The sequence below is a fragment of the Kribbella sp. NPDC051718 genome, assembly GCF_040681515.1.
In the GTDB taxonomy this organism is placed as follows: Bacteria; Actinomycetota; Actinomycetes; order Propionibacteriales; family Kribbellaceae; genus Kribbella.
On the sequence record NZ_JBFAYZ010000006.1, the window covers coordinates 343578 to 358363 of the forward strand.

11 protein-coding genes are annotated in these 14786 nt (G+C 67.2%); 6 read left to right on the forward strand and 5 right to left on the reverse strand.

Going from position 1 to position 14786, the window contains the following annotated elements; all coding sequences use genetic code 11:
• The first annotated feature begins 39 nt into the window (after window positions 1-39).
• The gene (locus AB0M15_RS24230; protein ID WP_363823240.1) at window positions 40-423 is read left to right on the forward strand and encodes a hypothetical protein; all 384 of its coding nucleotides are present in this window, start codon (window positions 40-42) and stop codon (window positions 421-423) included.
• On the opposite strand, the gene AB0M15_RS24235 is transcribed toward AB0M15_RS24230, so the two are convergent.
• Together AB0M15_RS24235 and AB0M15_RS24240 are read right to left on the reverse strand one after the other, a co-directional pair.
• Entirely contained in the window at window positions 420-1595 is a 1176-nt protein-coding gene (locus AB0M15_RS24235; protein WP_363823246.1) for a threonine synthase, read from the reverse strand. The two genes, AB0M15_RS24230 and AB0M15_RS24235, sit on opposite strands and share 4 nt — an antisense overlap.
• 11 nt (window positions 1596-1606) lie before the next feature.
• On the reverse strand, window positions 1607-2239 hold the full coding sequence (locus AB0M15_RS24240; RefSeq protein WP_363823250.1) for a winged helix-turn-helix domain-containing protein: 633 nt from the start codon (window positions 2237-2239) through the stop codon (window positions 1607-1609).
• A gap of 293 nt (window positions 2240-2532) precedes the next feature.
• Between AB0M15_RS24240 and AB0M15_RS24245 the strand changes: the two genes are divergently transcribed.
• A complete protein-coding gene (locus tag AB0M15_RS24245) occupies window positions 2533-6951 on the forward strand; it encodes a S8 family serine peptidase (RefSeq protein ID WP_363823255.1) in 4419 nt (1472 codons plus the stop codon).
• A gap of 62 nt (window positions 6952-7013) precedes the next feature.
• On the opposite strand, the gene AB0M15_RS24250 is transcribed toward AB0M15_RS24245, so the two are convergent.
• From AB0M15_RS24250 to AB0M15_RS24260, 3 genes are all read right to left on the reverse strand, one after another.
• Complete coding sequence (locus tag AB0M15_RS24250; protein ID WP_363823259.1) at window positions 7014-7136, reverse strand: hypothetical protein; 123 nt, start codon at window positions 7134-7136, stop codon at window positions 7014-7016.
• Window positions 7137-7190: 54 nt separating this feature from the next.
• Window positions 7191-7775, reverse strand: coding sequence for a winged helix-turn-helix domain-containing protein (locus AB0M15_RS24255; protein WP_363823262.1), 585 nt, complete (start codon window positions 7773-7775; stop codon window positions 7191-7193).
• 303 nt (window positions 7776-8078) lie between these two features.
• Window positions 8079-9323, reverse strand: coding sequence for a glycoside hydrolase family 18 protein (locus AB0M15_RS24260; RefSeq protein WP_363823269.1), 1245 nt, complete (start codon window positions 9321-9323; stop codon window positions 8079-8081).
• A gap of 193 nt (window positions 9324-9516) precedes the next feature.
• Between AB0M15_RS24260 and AB0M15_RS24265 the strand changes: the two genes are divergently transcribed.
• From AB0M15_RS24265 to AB0M15_RS24280, 4 genes are all read left to right on the forward strand, one after another.
• The gene (locus tag AB0M15_RS24265; protein ID WP_363823272.1) at window positions 9517-10650 is read left to right on the forward strand and encodes an OmpA family protein; all 1134 of its coding nucleotides are present in this window, start codon (window positions 9517-9519) and stop codon (window positions 10648-10650) included.
• Window positions 10651-10786: 136 nt separating this feature from the next.
• On the forward strand, window positions 10787-11359 hold the full coding sequence (locus tag AB0M15_RS24270; protein ID WP_363823275.1) for a hypothetical protein: 573 nt from the start codon (window positions 10787-10789) through the stop codon (window positions 11357-11359).
• Window positions 11360-11661: 302 nt separating this feature from the next.
• Entirely contained in the window at window positions 11662-13365 is a 1704-nt protein-coding gene (treS, locus tag AB0M15_RS24275) for a maltose alpha-D-glucosyltransferase (RefSeq protein WP_363823834.1), read from the forward strand.
• Window positions 13362-14774 carry an aminoglycoside phosphotransferase gene (locus AB0M15_RS24280; RefSeq protein WP_363823277.1) on the forward strand — a complete coding sequence of 471 codons (1413 nt, stop codon included), beginning with the start codon at window positions 13362-13364 and terminating at the stop codon, window positions 14772-14774. Before treS ends, AB0M15_RS24280 begins: the two co-directional genes overlap by 4 nt.
• The last annotated feature ends 12 nt before the right edge of the window (window positions 14775-14786 follow it).

Genomic DNA, 14786 nt, shown 5'->3' on the forward strand with positions numbered 1-14786 from the left:
CCTGACATCATCGTCCTCACACAACGTGAGGTGGGGGCGATGATGTCGGTTCTGGAGAAGGTGCCGCTCGAGGTGCGGCGCAAGGCGGGCTGGCTGATCCCGGCGATCACCGGGTGCATCCTGACGAGTCTGTTTCCGGGGGGTGCGGAGACGACGATCAGTCAGTCGGAGCGACTCAGCTCCGGCCTGTTCGCGGCGGCCGGGGTCCTCGCCGGTGTGCTCTGGCAGTGGTTCAGCCCGCGCGATCTCGCCCAGCGACTCACCTACCCGGCCGCGCTGGCGATCCTGGTGGCAGTGATCTTCATGGTCCCCGGCGGCGACCTGACCCGGCACGGCCCGGACAACGGGTTCTGGTTCCCGCTCGGGCTGATCGCTGGTCTCGTGCTGATGACCCGCTGGCAGCAACTGCGGAGCGACGACTAGAGCGGGACGGTTTCCGGGTACTTCAGGCCGGTACCGGTGTTGAGGGCGACCACCTGCTCGCCGGCCTTGATCCAGCCGGACTCGCGGAGCTGCCGGACGGCGGCGAAGTTGGCAGCGCCCTCGGGGCAGATGAACGACCCCTCCAACGTTGCGACCCGACGCTGAGCGGCGAGGATGTCCGCGTCGTCGACGGCGACAGCGCAGCCGTCGGTCTCCGCGATCGCTTGCAGGACGAGGAAATCGCCGAGCGCCTTGGGCACCGTGATGCCAAAAGCAACCGTATGAGCATTCGGCCACGGCTCACTCGACGGCAGGCCCTTCTCCCAGGCCTGCACGATCGGCGCGCACCCGGTCGCCTGTACTGCGACCAGCCGCGGCATCGGCCCCTCGACCCATCCCAGAGCCTGAAGCTCGGCGAGCGCCTTCCAGATCCCGATCAGCCCCACTCCCCCACCGGTCGGATAGAGAATCACGTCCGGCAGCTTCCATCCGAGCTGCTCAGCGATCTCCAGCCCCATCGTCTTCTTGCCCTCGATCCGGTAGGGCTCCTTCAACGTCGAGACATCCTGATAGCCGTCCCGGGAGGCCAACTCCGACCGGATCCAAGCACCCGCGTCACCGATCAGCCCATCGATCAGCTTCAGCTCCGCCCCGACCACCGTCACCTCACGCCGGCAGATCTCCGGCGCCGCCAGCGGCATGGCGATCAGCGCCTCCATGCCGGCCCGAGCCGCATAGGTCGCCCAAGCCGACCCCGCGTTCCCATTCGTCGGCATAGCGATCTTCCGAACACCGACCTCCAGAGCCCGCGACACCCCAACGGCAGCCCCGCGCGCCTTGAACGTCCCGGTCGGGATCAGCCCCTCGTCCTTCATCAACAGCCGCTCGACGCCCAGTTCCCGCCCATAAGCAGGCAATGGGAGCAACGGCGTCATCCCCTCCCCCAGGCTGACCACGTTCTCCACCGCCCGGACCGGCAGCAGTTCGTGGTACCGCCAAAGGTCAGCTGGCCGCGACGAGACGTCGGCCTTGGTCAACCCGGCCCGCACCTCCTCGAGGTCGTACCGGGCAAGCAGCGGCGATCCACACGTACACAGTCCGATCACCTGATCGGCGTCGTGGGTCAGGCCGCACTGAGGACATTCGAGGTGACTCAAGCTGGAGAAGCGCACGACCTCAGAGGCTACCCGGCACGCAACCCCGTAATCGCCGGGTTCTGGTGGTCGGTGAGCCGGAAGCCGGTACCCCGGACCGCGTCGATGGTGACCGTGGTGCCCAGCTCATCCAGTTTTCGGCGGACCCGCTTCACCAGCGAGTGCACGTCCGCAGTACCGCGCAGATGCCGGTTGCGCCAGACCGCCTGATGCAGACCCTCGTACGTCCAGACGCGCAGCGGTTCCGTCATCAACCAGGTGAGCAGGTCGTGCTCGAGATCGGTCAGCGGCACCTCCCGGTCCCGCCACTTTGCGACCGATCGGGCCGAGTCGATCGTCAGTACGTCGGCCTCCGGGCCGTCTCGTTCGGTACGCCGGCCAGGCACCTGGCGCGCGGGTGGCTCGGCCACCGACTCGGGCTCGGGCGGTTCGGGGTGCTCCGGTGGTACCGGTGACGACGGCTGCGCGGGCGTGATCAACTTGCGCAGCTCGTCCAGGCTGGAGACCAGCAGCAATGGTGCGACGTCGTCGACGAGCTCCGCCAGCCGGACTCGCTCCTCCAGTGAGGCTGCCACTGCGATCAGCAGTGGAAACGGCTCGGTGGCGGAACTGGTCAAGTCGGGGGCGCCGTCGCTCGCGGTGGGGACACGGGCGGTGACCATCCGATTACGATGTCAACCTCTGCCTCTAATCGTCAACGCATTGACAAATAATGGCGAAACTTGCCTCGAAGCAGCCAACCGTCTGTCACATCTTGCTCACCAGGTGTGCTTGTTCTGACGTTGGAATGACACATAGGGTCCTCGGCAGGCTCGCCGCGTAACACGTGGCGACCTGGGGGGCACGGAGTGTTCGCAGAACCGGTTCACCAACCACGGCGCCTGCGAAGCCCTGCACCTCTGCACCATGACTCGGGGGAGTCGACTCGGGGTCGTACAAGTGAGGGGCTGCAGAGATGTCACATCAACGGAAGAAGGGGCTCGCCAGATCGCTGGTGAGCGCCTTTGCGGCGGTGGCGGTCGTCACCACCGGGCTGGCCGCTTCCGGCCTTGCCCAAGCCGCACCACCCACCAAGCCGAGCGGCACCACTGCCGCGCCGGACTCGAAGATCAAGCCTGACCTGCTGTCGAAGCTGGAGGGCAAGGACGCCAAAGAGGCGACCGACTTCTGGGTCCGGTTCAGCGACAAGGCCGACCTGACCGCTGCCAGCAAGATCACCGACTGGAACCCGCGCGGTACCGCCGTCGCCGCGGCGCTGAAGAAGACCGCCGCGGAGAGCCAGGCGAGCGTCAAGACCGAGCTGGACGCGCAGCACGCGACCTACAAGACCTACTGGGCCACCAACGCGATCGTCGTCAAGGGCGGCTCGCTCTCGATGGCGCAGAGCATCGCCGGGCACGCCGAGGTCGAGGGCGTCTACAACCCGGTCAAGTACGAGGTGCCCCCGGTCACCAAGGGCACCCAGCAGATGGAGATCAACGCGGTCGAGTGGGGCATCGCCAACGTCAAGGCCGACCAGGTCTGGGCGCAGTACGGCGACAAGGGCGCCGGCATCACGGTGGCCAGCATCGACACCGGGGTCCAGTACGACCACCCGGCGCTGGTGAACCAGTACCGCGGCAAGCTTGCCAACGGCACCTTCGACCACAACTACAACTGGTTCGACGCGGCCGGCAGCTGCTCGGGCGCTCCGTGTGACAACAACGGCCACGGCACCCACACGATGGGCACGATGGCCGGCGACGACGGAGCCGGCAACCAGATCGGCGTCGCGCCGGGCGTCAAGTGGATCGCCGCCAACGGCTGCTGCCCGAGCGACGAGGCACTGATCAGCTCCGGGCAGTGGATGCTCGAGCCGACCAACCTCGCCGGGGCGAACCCGGACGCGAGCAAGCGGCCGAACGTCATCAACAACTCGTGGGGCAGCACGCTGCCGTCGAACGACCCGTTCATGGAGGACGTCACGCTCGCGTGGACCGCGTCCGGCATCTTCGGCGTCTTCGCCAACGGCAACAGCGGCTCGGCGTGTAACACCTCCGGCTCCCCCGGCAGCTCGACCAGCAACTACTCGGTCGGCGCCTACGACGTCAACAACACCATCGCCTCGTTCTCCGGCCGTGGTGCCGGCCAGAACGGCACGATCAAGCCGAACATCTCGGCCCCGGGCGTCAACGTCCGGTCGAGCCTGCCCGGCAACACCTACGGCGCGTTCAACGGCACCTCGATGGCCACCCCGCACCTCGCGGGCGTCGTCGCGCTGCTGTGGTCGGGCGCACCGAGCCTGAAGGGCGACGTCGCGGCCACCCGCGCGCTGCTCAACGGCACCGCGATCGACGCCCCGAACGCGCAGTGCGGCGGTACCGACGCCAACAACAACGTGTTCGGACAGGGCCGCGTCGACGCGCTCGCCCTGCTGAACGCGGCACCCGTCGGCGACACCGGCACGCTGGCGGGCAAGGTCACCGGCACCGGTGGCGCAGGCATCGGTGGCGCCTCCCTCACCATCAAGCAGACCGGTACGCCGGACAAGGTGCTCACCACCTCGGCCGACGGCTCCTACTCGGCCGTGCTGCCCGCCGGTGACTACTCGCTCGCCGTGACCGCCTTCGGTTACGTCGGCCAGACCGGTACGGCGACCATCACCGTCAACACCACCACCACGAAGAACTTCGCCCTGACGGCGGCTCCGACGGTCAGCGTCGGCGGTACCGTCACGGACGGCTCCGGCCATGGCTGGCCGCTGTACGCGAAGGTCAGTGTCCAGGGTCCGGGCGGCGTGTACGACTACACCACCCCGACCAACGGCCGTTACTCCTTCAAGGTGCCCGCCAGCGCGGCCTACACGCTGACCGTGGAGTCCCAGATTCCCGGGTACCAGACGACCAGCGTGCCGATCACCGTCGGCGCCGGCAACCTGACCAAGAACGTGGCCGTCCCGGTCCGTTCCGACGCCTGCCTGACCGCTCCCGGTTACCGCAACGGCTCCGACGGTCTCTACGAGACCTTCGACGGCCAGGTCGCGCCGAGCGGCTGGACCGTCGTCGACAACAAGGGCAACGGGCAGGTCTGGAAGTTCACCGATGTCGGCAACCGCGGCAACCTGACCGGCGCGGCCGGCGGCTTCGCGATCATCGACAGCGACAAGTACGGCGCGGGCAACTCGCAGGACACCTCACTGGTCAGCCCGGTGGTGGACCTGAGTGCGGTCACCGCGCCGAAGATCAAGTTCAACCAGGACCTCAACTGGCTCGGCGGCGAGAAGGCCGATGTCGACCTCTCGATCGACGGCGGCGCCACCTGGACGAACGTGCTCCAGCAGGCCACCGCCGACGCCCGCGGCGTCAAGGAGATCGCGATCCCGCAGGCGGCCGGCAAGTCGGCCGTACAGGTTCGCTTCCATTACTACGACGCCTCGTACGAATGGTGGTGGGAGGTCGACAGCGTGCTGATCGGCACCACCGTCACCTGCGAGCCGACCGGCGGCGGTCTGGTCGTCGGCAACGTCAAGGACGCGAACACCGGCGGTTACGTGAACGGCGCCGTCGTCACCCGTGACGACAAGCCCAGCGAGACCGCGACCAGTGTCGCCACCCCGGAGGACACCGGCCTGGCCGATGGCTTCTACTGGCTGTACTCCGCGGAGGACGGCACGCACGGCTACACCGCCAAGGCGAGCAACTACACCGCCTCGCAGGCGAACGTCGACGTCGAGGCGGACTGGGTCACCCAGGCCGACTTCAGCCTGAAGGCCGGCCGCGTCTCGGTCGCTCCGACGGCACTCGCCGCCACCCTGCGGCTTCCGGGCGGCAAGGTGACCAAGCAGTTCGTGGTCACCAACACCGGCACCGCGAACGTCGACCTGAAGTTCGGCGAGCGCGACGGCGGCTTCACCCTGCAGAACGCGAACGGCAGCACGACCACCAAGACCCAGGTGCTGAACAGCACCGGGGCCCCGCTGCAGCGGCTCCAGGTCCCGACCTCGTTCGGGAACAAGCTGTCCGGCAAGATGGCGGTCAAGCCGGCCGCACCGGGTCCGCTCGCGGCTCCGTGGACCAACATCGCCAACCTCCCGAACGTCGTGATGGACAACCGGGTGGTCAACCTGGACGGCAAGATCTACTCGATCGCGGGTGGCGACGGCAGCGCCTCCACCGGCAACAGCTACGTCTACGACCCGGCCACCCTGGCCTGGACGCCGATCGCGCCGCTGCCGGGCGCCCGCAACGCCGTCACCGTCGGCGCAGTGGGTGGCAAGCTCATCGTCAGCTCCGGCTGGGGTGTGAGTGGTCCGGACGCGGCGACCTGGTCGTACGACCCGGCTGCCAACGCCTGGTCCGCGGTGGCCGCCAACCCGACGCCGCGTGCGGCTGCCGGGCAGGCTGTCCTCGACGGCAAGCTGTACGCCGTCGGTGGCTGCACCACCTCGGCGTGTACCCCGATGTCCAACTCCGTGGTCGCCTACGACGCGGCGTCGAACAGCTGGGCCACGCTGGCCAACTACCCGAAGTCGGTGGCGTTCGCATCCTGCGGCGCGATCGACGGCAAGATCTACTGCTCCGGCGGTAACGACGGCGTGGCGTCGCAGAAGTCCAGCTACGTCTACGACCCGGGTGCGAACTCCTGGTCCCCGATCGCCGACTCCCCGGCCGACCACTGGGCGGCGTCCTTCGCCGTCGCCGGTGGCAAGCTGCTCGTCGTCGGCGGTGTCCAGGCCGGTGCCGTCACCAACGCCGGGTTCGCCTTCGACCCGGCGGCCGGTACCTGGGCCGCGCTGCCGAACGCCAACCAGCCCCGCTACCGGGGTGGTGCGGCTTGTGGCTTCTACCGGGTCGGTGGATCGTCCGGTGGGTTCAACCCGACTGTGGAGGGCGAGGTTCTTCCCGGCCTCGAGAGCTGCTCCGAGTCGTCGGCCGACGTTCCGTGGCTGAGCCTGGACAAGACCGAGGCCAGCCTGGCCCCGGGTGAGAAGGTCACCGTCAAGGTGGCACTGAACGCCGCTGTCGACCAGCCGGGCACCTACACGGCCGCGGTCACCATCGGCGAGAACACCCCGTACAGCGTGGACCCGGTCGACGTGAAGCTCACTGTCACGCCGCCGACCACGTGGAGCAAGCTGGCCGGTACCGTCACCGGGGTCGCGACCTCTGGTACCACCGCACCGCTCCCCGGAGCCACGGTCGAGGTCGACTCATGGGCGTCGGAGTACACGTTCATCACCGACAAGGACGGTGGCTACGCCTACTGGCTGGACCGCCGCAACAACCCGCTGACGCTGATCGCGGCCAAGGACGGCTACAAGCCGCAGACTCGGACGACCAAGCTGGTCAACGGAGAGACCGTCGTCGAGGACTTCGCTCTGAAGGCGACAAAGTAGTAGTCAGGTAAAGAAAACCGCCCCCACCCGGTTCACCGGGTGGGGGCGGTTCTTTTGCTGCCTCAAGCCGTTTCGAGCTCGAGGTCTTCCGCAACGTGGCTGTAGGGGCGATCCATCAGCAGGGAGGCTGTGTCTTCGTCGACCTGAAGGCGCTCGGCGATCCCGCGCACGACTTCCGACACCATTGGCTCTGCCATATACGTCTAACGCGCGGAAAGCCAATTGGTCACAAAGTCGGGTCAAACCGCCGGCAGCAGGTGGAACCCGACACCGCGGACGGCATGGATGGTGACGCTCGCGCCGAGGCCGGCGAGCTTCTGGCGGAGGCGTTTGACCACCGAGTGGATGTGCGATCCGTGGCCGAGGTGTTCGTTGCCCCAGACCGCGTGGTGCAGGCGCTGGTACGTCCAGACCTTGCCGGGTTCCGCCACCAGGCAGTGCAGGAAGTCGTGCTCCAACCGGGTCAGCCGGGCTTCCCGGTCCTTGTAGCGCACCACCCGGCGATCCACATCCAGCTCCAGCGCGTTGTCCTCGGCAGCGGGAGCCACGGTCAGCGGCGGTCGTACCGGTTCTGACGAGATGGGCACGGCTGCCTCGATCTGGGCAGTCACCCCACGCATGCTCATCGCCGGTACGACAGCAGGGGTCAGTACCACCGGCGCCGACTCCGCCGTGGCGGTCAGCTCCAGGAATGCCCGCGCCTGCTCGGCACTGGACACCAGCAACAACGCGTCGGCACCACCGAGCAGCCGGGCGAGCTGCACCCGCTCGGCGGTGGACGTCGCCACCCCGATGATCAACGACGAGTCCGGCAGCCTCTCCATGGAGCCCCTCCTGTCAAACGCTTGCCGGGGGTCATGCAAGGGACCAGTACTGCGAACAGCGAGGGTTAAGTCAAGGGATTCCCTGCGTCCCCGGATGGCACAAATGCGACCTGTCCGACACCGGCCACGAACAGCCTCGAACGGTGTACGCAGCGCCACAAAACACCCTCTCCACCGTCGCTCACAGTCGCCGCCCCGAAATCGGATTACCGAGCAATACAAAGCGTCCGGGGCCTCTGCAGGACGGTGCAGAGGACCCCGGACGCGGGAATCGCCTACCGGATCAGGCGATGGTCGGAAGGTTCAGCCGACGGTCTTGACCGCCGTGATCAGAGTGCCGTTGCTGGTGTCGCCCGACAGCTCCCAGAAGAAGGCGCCGCCGAGGCCTTGGGTGTTCGCGTACTGCATCTTGCTGCGGATCGTCGCGGGGGTGTCGTAGCCCCACCACTGCCCGCCGCAGAACGCGTACGCCGTACCGCCAACCGTCCCGGTGGACGGGCAACGGGTCGAGATGAGCTTGTAGTCCTCGATCCCCGCCTCGTACTTGCCGGGCGCTGCCCCGGTGGCACGCCCACCCGGTGCGGCTTGCGTGACGCCCGTCCAGCCGCGGCCGTAGAAGCCGATGCCGAGCAGGATCTTCGAGGACGGGATGCCCTTCGTCTTCAGCTTCTGGATCGCCGCGTCGCTGTAGAAGCCGGCGGTGGGGATCCCGGAGTACGAGGTGAGCGGCGAGTGCGGAGCCGTCGGGCCCTGGGCCGCGAACGCGCCGAAGTAGTCGTACGTCATCGGCATGATCCAGTCGAGCTTCTGCGCCGCGGTGGCGTAGTTGGTCGCATCGATCTTGCCGCCGTTGGTGCCGTCGGCCGTGATCGCCGCCGTGACGAGCGCGGACGAGCCGAACCGGTTGCGCAGTGCGGTGATGATGTTGTTGAACGCGTTCGGGCCGGAGGTGTCGCAGCTCAGGCCGCAGGCGTTCGGGTACTCCCAGTCGATGTCGATGCCGTCGAAGACGTCGGCCCAGCGCGGGTCCTTCACCAGGCTGTAGCAGGAGTTCGCGAACGCGGTCGGGTTCTGCGCGGCCTGGGTGAAGCCGCCGGACCAGGTCCAGCCGCCGAACGACCAGACCACCTTGATGTTCGGGAACTCGCGCTTGAGCTTGCGCAACTGGTTGAAGTTGCCGCGCAGCGCGCCGGTGTCCCAGGTGTCGGCGACACCGTCCACCGAGCTGGCCGCGTCGTAGAACTTGTCGTTCGCGGCGTACGCGTCACCGATCGTGCAGCGGCCGTTGGTGGTGTTGCCGAAGGCATAGACGATGTTGGTCAGCTTGGCTGCCGACCCGCTCGTCTTGATGTTCTTCACGTGGTAGTTGCGGTCGTAGACACCCCACTCGGTGAAGTAGCCAACAACCTTCTTGCCTGCGGCAACGACTCTGGTGCCGGCTTGTACTTCGGTGCCGTCCTGCATCGGAGTGGACGCGGCCGCCGGCACGACACCAGCGGTCAGCAGCGCCAGCACGGCGAGCAGAGTGGGCAGGGGGCGGACTCTCATGTGTTCCTCCAAGGGGGGCGGAAGAGGGACTCAGCGCACTCTATCGAGTACTCGCAGTTAATAAAAGGAGGAACCTGAATAAAAGTGTCCGCCCGTTCAGGTAAAACTTTGGCGGGCTGGTATGCGCGCCTGGAGCGGTACGGAGTAGTCTCCTCGCGCACGGTCACCTATGACCGCTCTTGACGGAGGAACAGTGCCCGGACTTGCTGCGCGGCGGCCTGGTTTTGTTTGGCTGCTTGCGGCCGTACTCGTTCCTGTCCTGCTCACCGCGGTGGTGATCGGGATCAAGGCCGGGCCGACCGAGGACGATCTTCGGCAACGGTCGTTGGCCGCACTCGACGCCCGTGGCATCACCGGCGTACGGGTCGACTTCTCCGGGCGGGACGCGACAGTCGTCGTACCGGCCGGGGCTGACGCGGCCGAAGCGCAGAAGGTGGTCGCGGCCGTCGACGGCGTCCGTACCGCCCACAGCAACCAGCAAGTCGTTGCCAGCCCGACCGGCGCACCATCAACCGGTACTGCGGAAGAGCCGACCGGTACGACGTCAGCCGTGCCCTCGACCCCACCGGCCGAAGCAGAGGTTGCTCCGTTCGAGCTCAGCCGGACGGATCAGGCGATCACCGTCCATGCTGTCGTGCGGGACCAGGAGACGAAGGACAAACTCGTCGCCGAGGTGCAGGCGCTGCTGACCGAGGGCACCGACTTCACCGATCAGATCAGCATCGACGAGAAGACCGCGCTGCCGAACCCGACCGCGTTGTCGGCTCTGCTGCACGCGCTGTCGACCGCGACCGGCGATGCCGCGATCAAGTACGACGGCGACAAGGTCACCTTGAGTGGCAAGGTCGCCGACCAGGCCACCAAGGCGACGGCGGCACGCGCGGCCGCTGCGGCGGTACCGGGTGCCGTGATCGCCAACGAACTCCAGGTACCGACCGTGCCGAAGCCGCCGGTGAGCGAGGCGTGCCAGACCTTCGAGGCCCGGCTCGCGCGCTTCAACGCGGAGAACAAGCTCGTCTTCCTGTCCGGCACCGACACCGTGAACGACGCCTCCCGCCCGTCGGTGACCAAGGCAGCCAAGCTGCTGCTGAGCTGTGCCAGCTTCGACGTCGAGGTGAGCGGTCACACCGACAACCTCGGCAACCCGGCGACCAGCCTGCCGCTGTCACAGCAGCGCGCGGACGCCGTCAAGACAGCGCTCGTCAAGCTCGGCGTACCCGCCGGGCGGATCACCAGCCGCGGTTACGGGGAGACCCGGCCGGTGGCTTCCAACACCACGTCCGCCGGCCGGATCGCCAACCGCAGGGTCGAGATCCGAGTTCTCTAACGCTCCCTAGGGGATTTTCCATGAGTTGGCTGATCGCGCAGGTCTGGTTCCTGCTGCTCGCCGCATTCGTCCTCGGCAGCGCCGCCGCCTGGCTGCTCCACCGCCTGCGACCGGCCGGCCCGAAGGGTGCACGCTGATGGCTTACCTGTTCCGCCACAACTGGCTGTGGCTCCTGCTGGCGTTCCTGATCGGCGCAATAATCACCTGGTTCCTCCTCAACCGCCGCCAACCTCCGCCCACGGAAGAGCCGGCCAAACAAGAGGAACCGATCGAGGAGAAGACCCTCGTCACCGCAGGCGTAGCAGCCGCAGCACCCAGTACTGCGCCCGCCCCGCCACCGCAGCATGTCGAAGAACCTCCCGTGGAAGAGTCCGGCCGCGACCCAGAACCCCTGCCCGCGCCGGAGCAACTTCAGTTCTCCATGCGGATGGATGACGACGAGCCGGAGACCGAAGTACAGGCGAAGGCTGAGCCTGTTGCGGCCGGTAGGTATGGCGAAGGGTCGGCTGACGCGGTGGCTCATCAGGGGCCGCCGGACGGCTTCACCATCAAGGGCAATGCCCAGTCGATGCTCTTCCACACGCCGGATTCCCCGTACTACGGCCGCACCAAGGCCGAGGTCTGGTTCCGCACCGAGACCGACGCCGAACGCGCCGGCTTCACGAAATACGTTCGCAAACCCCGCAAGTCGGCGCGCCCCACCGACTGACCGGTCGCAAGCGGTGAAAATAACGACCGAAGGCACCGGAAGCAACGCAGTTCAGATCACGGTTCGATCCAGGATTAGGGCGATCCGGCCCCCATTTGCTTGTACTGGCAAAGGGCCGTCACACTGAGCTGAACGTCGGCCCGGACCGCCCATCCGTTGGCTTCGTTGCACACCACCGGACACGTCGACGGCCTGCCGTCTCCTTTTGAGAACCCGCCAGCGGGGTAAGGGAAAACAATGCAGGCAGACAGTGTCCGTCCGGACCGAGGGGATTACACCTGATGGAGGTGAGCGTGACCGACATGCTGCCGGAGCAGCACCACGGACTGACGAAGAGTGACCCGCTGTGGTTCAAGCGGGCCGTCTTCTACGAAGTGCTGGTGCGGTCCTTCAAGGACTCGAACGCCGACGGCATCGGCGACTTGCAAGGCCTGACCGAGAAACTCGACTACCTCGAGTGGCTCGGCGTGGATTGTCTGTGGTTACCGCCGTTCTACCCCTCACCTCTGCGTGACGGCGGCTACGACATCTCCGACTACACGAACGTGATGCCTGAGGTCGGCACGATCGCCGACTTCGCCGCGTTCATGGAAGCGGCGCACGCGCGCGGCATGCGCGTGATCGTCGACTTCGTGATGAACCACACCTCGGACCAGCACCCCTGGTTCCAGGAGTCCCGCAACAACCCGGACGGCCCGTACGGCGACTTCTACGTATGGTCCGACAACGACGAGGCCTACTCGGACGCGCGGATCATCTTCGTCGACTCCGAGACCTCCAACTGGACCTGGGATCCGGTCCGCCAGCAGTACTTCTGGCACCGGTTCTACTCCAACCAGCCGGACCTGAACTTCGAGAACCCGGCCGTCGGCGACGCGATGATCGAGGCGCTGAAGTTCTGGCTCGACCTCGGTGTCGACGGTTTCCGGCTGGACGCGGTGCCGTACCTGTTCGAGGAAGAGGGCACCAACTGCGAGAACCTGCCCAGGACGCACGACTTCCTGCGCCGGGTCCGCAAGGAGGTGGACGCGAACTACACCGACCGCGTCCTGCTCTGTGAAGCCAACCAGTGGCCTGGTGACGTGGTCGAGTACTTCGGCGACCGCGAGTCCGGTGGCGACGAGTGCCAGATGGCCTTCCACTTCCCGGTGATGCCGCGGATCTTCATGGGGGTCCGGCGCGAGTCGCGGTTCCCGATCTCGGAGATCCTGGCCCAGACCCCGCAGATCCCCGACACCTGTCAGTGGGGCATCTTCCTGCGCAACCACGACGAGCTGACGCTCGAGATGGTGACGGACGAAGAGCGCGACTACATGTGGGGCGAGTACGCCCAGGACCCGCGGATGAAGGCCAACATCGGCATCCGCCGCCGGCTCGCGCCGTTGCTCGACAACGACGTGAACCGGATGGAGCTGTTCACCGCGATGCTGTTGTCGCTGCCCGGCTCGCCGATCCTGTACTACGGCGACGAGATCGGCATGGGCGACAACATCTGGCTCGGCGACCGCGACGGTGTCCGGACTCCGATGCAGTGGTCCCCCGACCGCAACGCGTCGTTCTCGACGGCCACCCCGGGCAAGCTCAGCCTGCCGGTCATCATGGACCCGGTCTACGGTTTCCAGGCGGTGAACGTCGAGGCGGAGATGGAGAACGCGTCGTCGCTGCTGCACTGGACCCGGCGGATGATCCAGACCCGCAAGCAGCACCCGTGTTTCGGGATGGGTACCTTCACTGACCTGGGCGGTTCCAACCCCAGCGTGCTGTCCTACATCCGCGAGTTCGGCGACGATGTGGTGCTCTGCGTGAACAACCTGTCGCGCTTCCCGCAGCCGATCGAGCTGGATCTGCGGCAGTGGCAGGGAGTGGAGCCGGTCGAGCTGCTGGGCGGGGTGCACTTCCCGACCATCGGTGAACTGCCGTACCTGCTGACGTTGGGCGCGCACGGTTTCTACTGGTTCCGTCTGCCGGTCAACAAGGCTGCTGATCGTGAGGAGAGCTCTTCGTGACTTCCCATCTGGACCAGGTCCAGTCCTTCTGCGCCAACCAGCGATGGTTCGGTGAGAAGGGACACGACGTCCACGTCGATGCGATGGCCACCTCCGCGTGGCTGTCGGACGAGGGCGTCTGGCCCGCGGTCCGGATCGGGTTCGTCTACTGCGCCGGCCCGCCCGGCGCGGAGAACGCAATCCGGGTTTACCAGCTGCCGCTCAGCTACCACCGGGCACCGGTCGACAACCTCGGCCATGCCCTGATCGGTGACTGGGCGGAGCAGGACCTCGACGACACGAGGGTCTGGGTGTACGACGCGCTGCACGACAAGGAGGCCACGCCGTACTGGCTGGATGCCCTCACCCATGGGCGGCAGCTGACCGGTCTGGAGTTCCACCCGGTGCACGCGCCGGAGCGGACGACCGTCGTACCGGAGGACGCGCAGTCGCTCGTCCTCACGGTCGAACAGAGCAACACGTCGCTGGTCTTCGGCGACACCGCACTGCTGAAGGTGTTCCGCCGGCTCGAGCCCGGGAGCAATCCCGGGGTCGAGATCGAGTCGGCGCTCACCGAGGCCGGCTCCGAACTGGTGCCCGAGGTGCTCGGGTCGGCGCGCGGCTCCTGGCCGCGGGCCGGCGGCGGCACCGACTCCGGTGAGCTGGCGATGATGACGGCGTTCCAGAAGAACGCGACCGACGGCTGGTCGTACGCGACCACCTCGGTCCGGGACCTGTACGCCGAGGCCGACCTGCACGCCGAAGAGGTCGGTGGCGACTTCGCGGGTGAGTCCCAGCGACTCGGCGCTGCCACCGCGCAGGTGCACGCCGAGCTGGCGAAGGCGCTAGGCACGGACATCTGGGAGCCCGCCCAGATGGTCGAGCACGCGGACGCAATGCGCCGCCGGCTCGAGAGGGCCATCAAGGCGGTGCCCGAGCTCGCGGAGTTCGGGCCCGGGCTGACGCGGGCGTTCGATGCGCTCGCGGCATCCGGCGTACCGGTGACCGTGCAGCGAATCCACGGTGACTTCCACCTCGGCCAGGTGCTGCGCACCATCGACGGCTGGAAGCTGATCGACTTCGAGGGCGAGCCGGCCAAGTCGCTGGTCGAGCGGCGCGCGCTGGACACCCCGATCAAGGACATCGCCGGCATGCTCCGGTCGTTCGACTACGCGGCCCGCTCGCTGCTCGCCGATCACCAGGGCGACCAACAGATCGCCTACCGCGCAGCCGAGTGGGCCAACCGCAACCGCCGCGCTTTCTGCGACGGCTACGCCGAGATCTCCGGCACCGACCCCCGCGACCAGAACGTGCTGCTGAGCGCGTTCCTGGCCGACAAGGTCATCTACGAAACCCTCTACGAAGCCCGCAACCGACCGTCCTGGCTACCGATCCCGCTGGCCGCTGCCGCGCAACTGAGCGCCACGTAGTACCCAATATTT

Bases quoted from the DNA above. Each gene is read 5' to 3' on its own strand.
- AB0M15_RS24270 (WP_363823275.1), top strand. From the start codon at position 10,787: ATGGCTTACCTGTTCCGCCACAACTGGCTGTGGCTCCTGCTGGCGTTC.
- AB0M15_RS24245 (WP_363823255.1), top strand. From the start codon at position 2,533: ATGTCACATCAACGGAAGAAGGGGCTCGCCAGATCGCTGGTGAGCGCC.
- AB0M15_RS24240 (WP_363823250.1), bottom strand. From the start codon at position 2,239: ATGGTCACCGCCCGTGTCCCCACCGCGAGCGACGGCGCCCCCGACTTG.
- AB0M15_RS24260 (WP_363823269.1), bottom strand. From the start codon at position 9,323: ATGAGAGTCCGCCCCCTGCCCACTCTGCTCGCCGTGCTGGCGCTGCTG.
- AB0M15_RS24255 (WP_363823262.1), bottom strand. From the start codon at position 7,775: ATGGAGAGGCTGCCGGACTCGTCGTTGATCATCGGGGTGGCGACGTCC.
- treS (WP_363823834.1), top strand. From the start codon at position 11,662: ATGCTGCCGGAGCAGCACCACGGACTGACGAAGAGTGACCCGCTGTGG.
- AB0M15_RS24250 (WP_363823259.1), bottom strand. From the start codon at position 7,136: ATGGTGTCGGAAGTCGTGCGCGGGATCGCCGAGCGCCTTCAGGTCGAC.
- AB0M15_RS24230 (WP_363823240.1), top strand. From the start codon at position 40: ATGATGTCGGTTCTGGAGAAGGTGCCGCTCGAGGTGCGGCGCAAGGCG.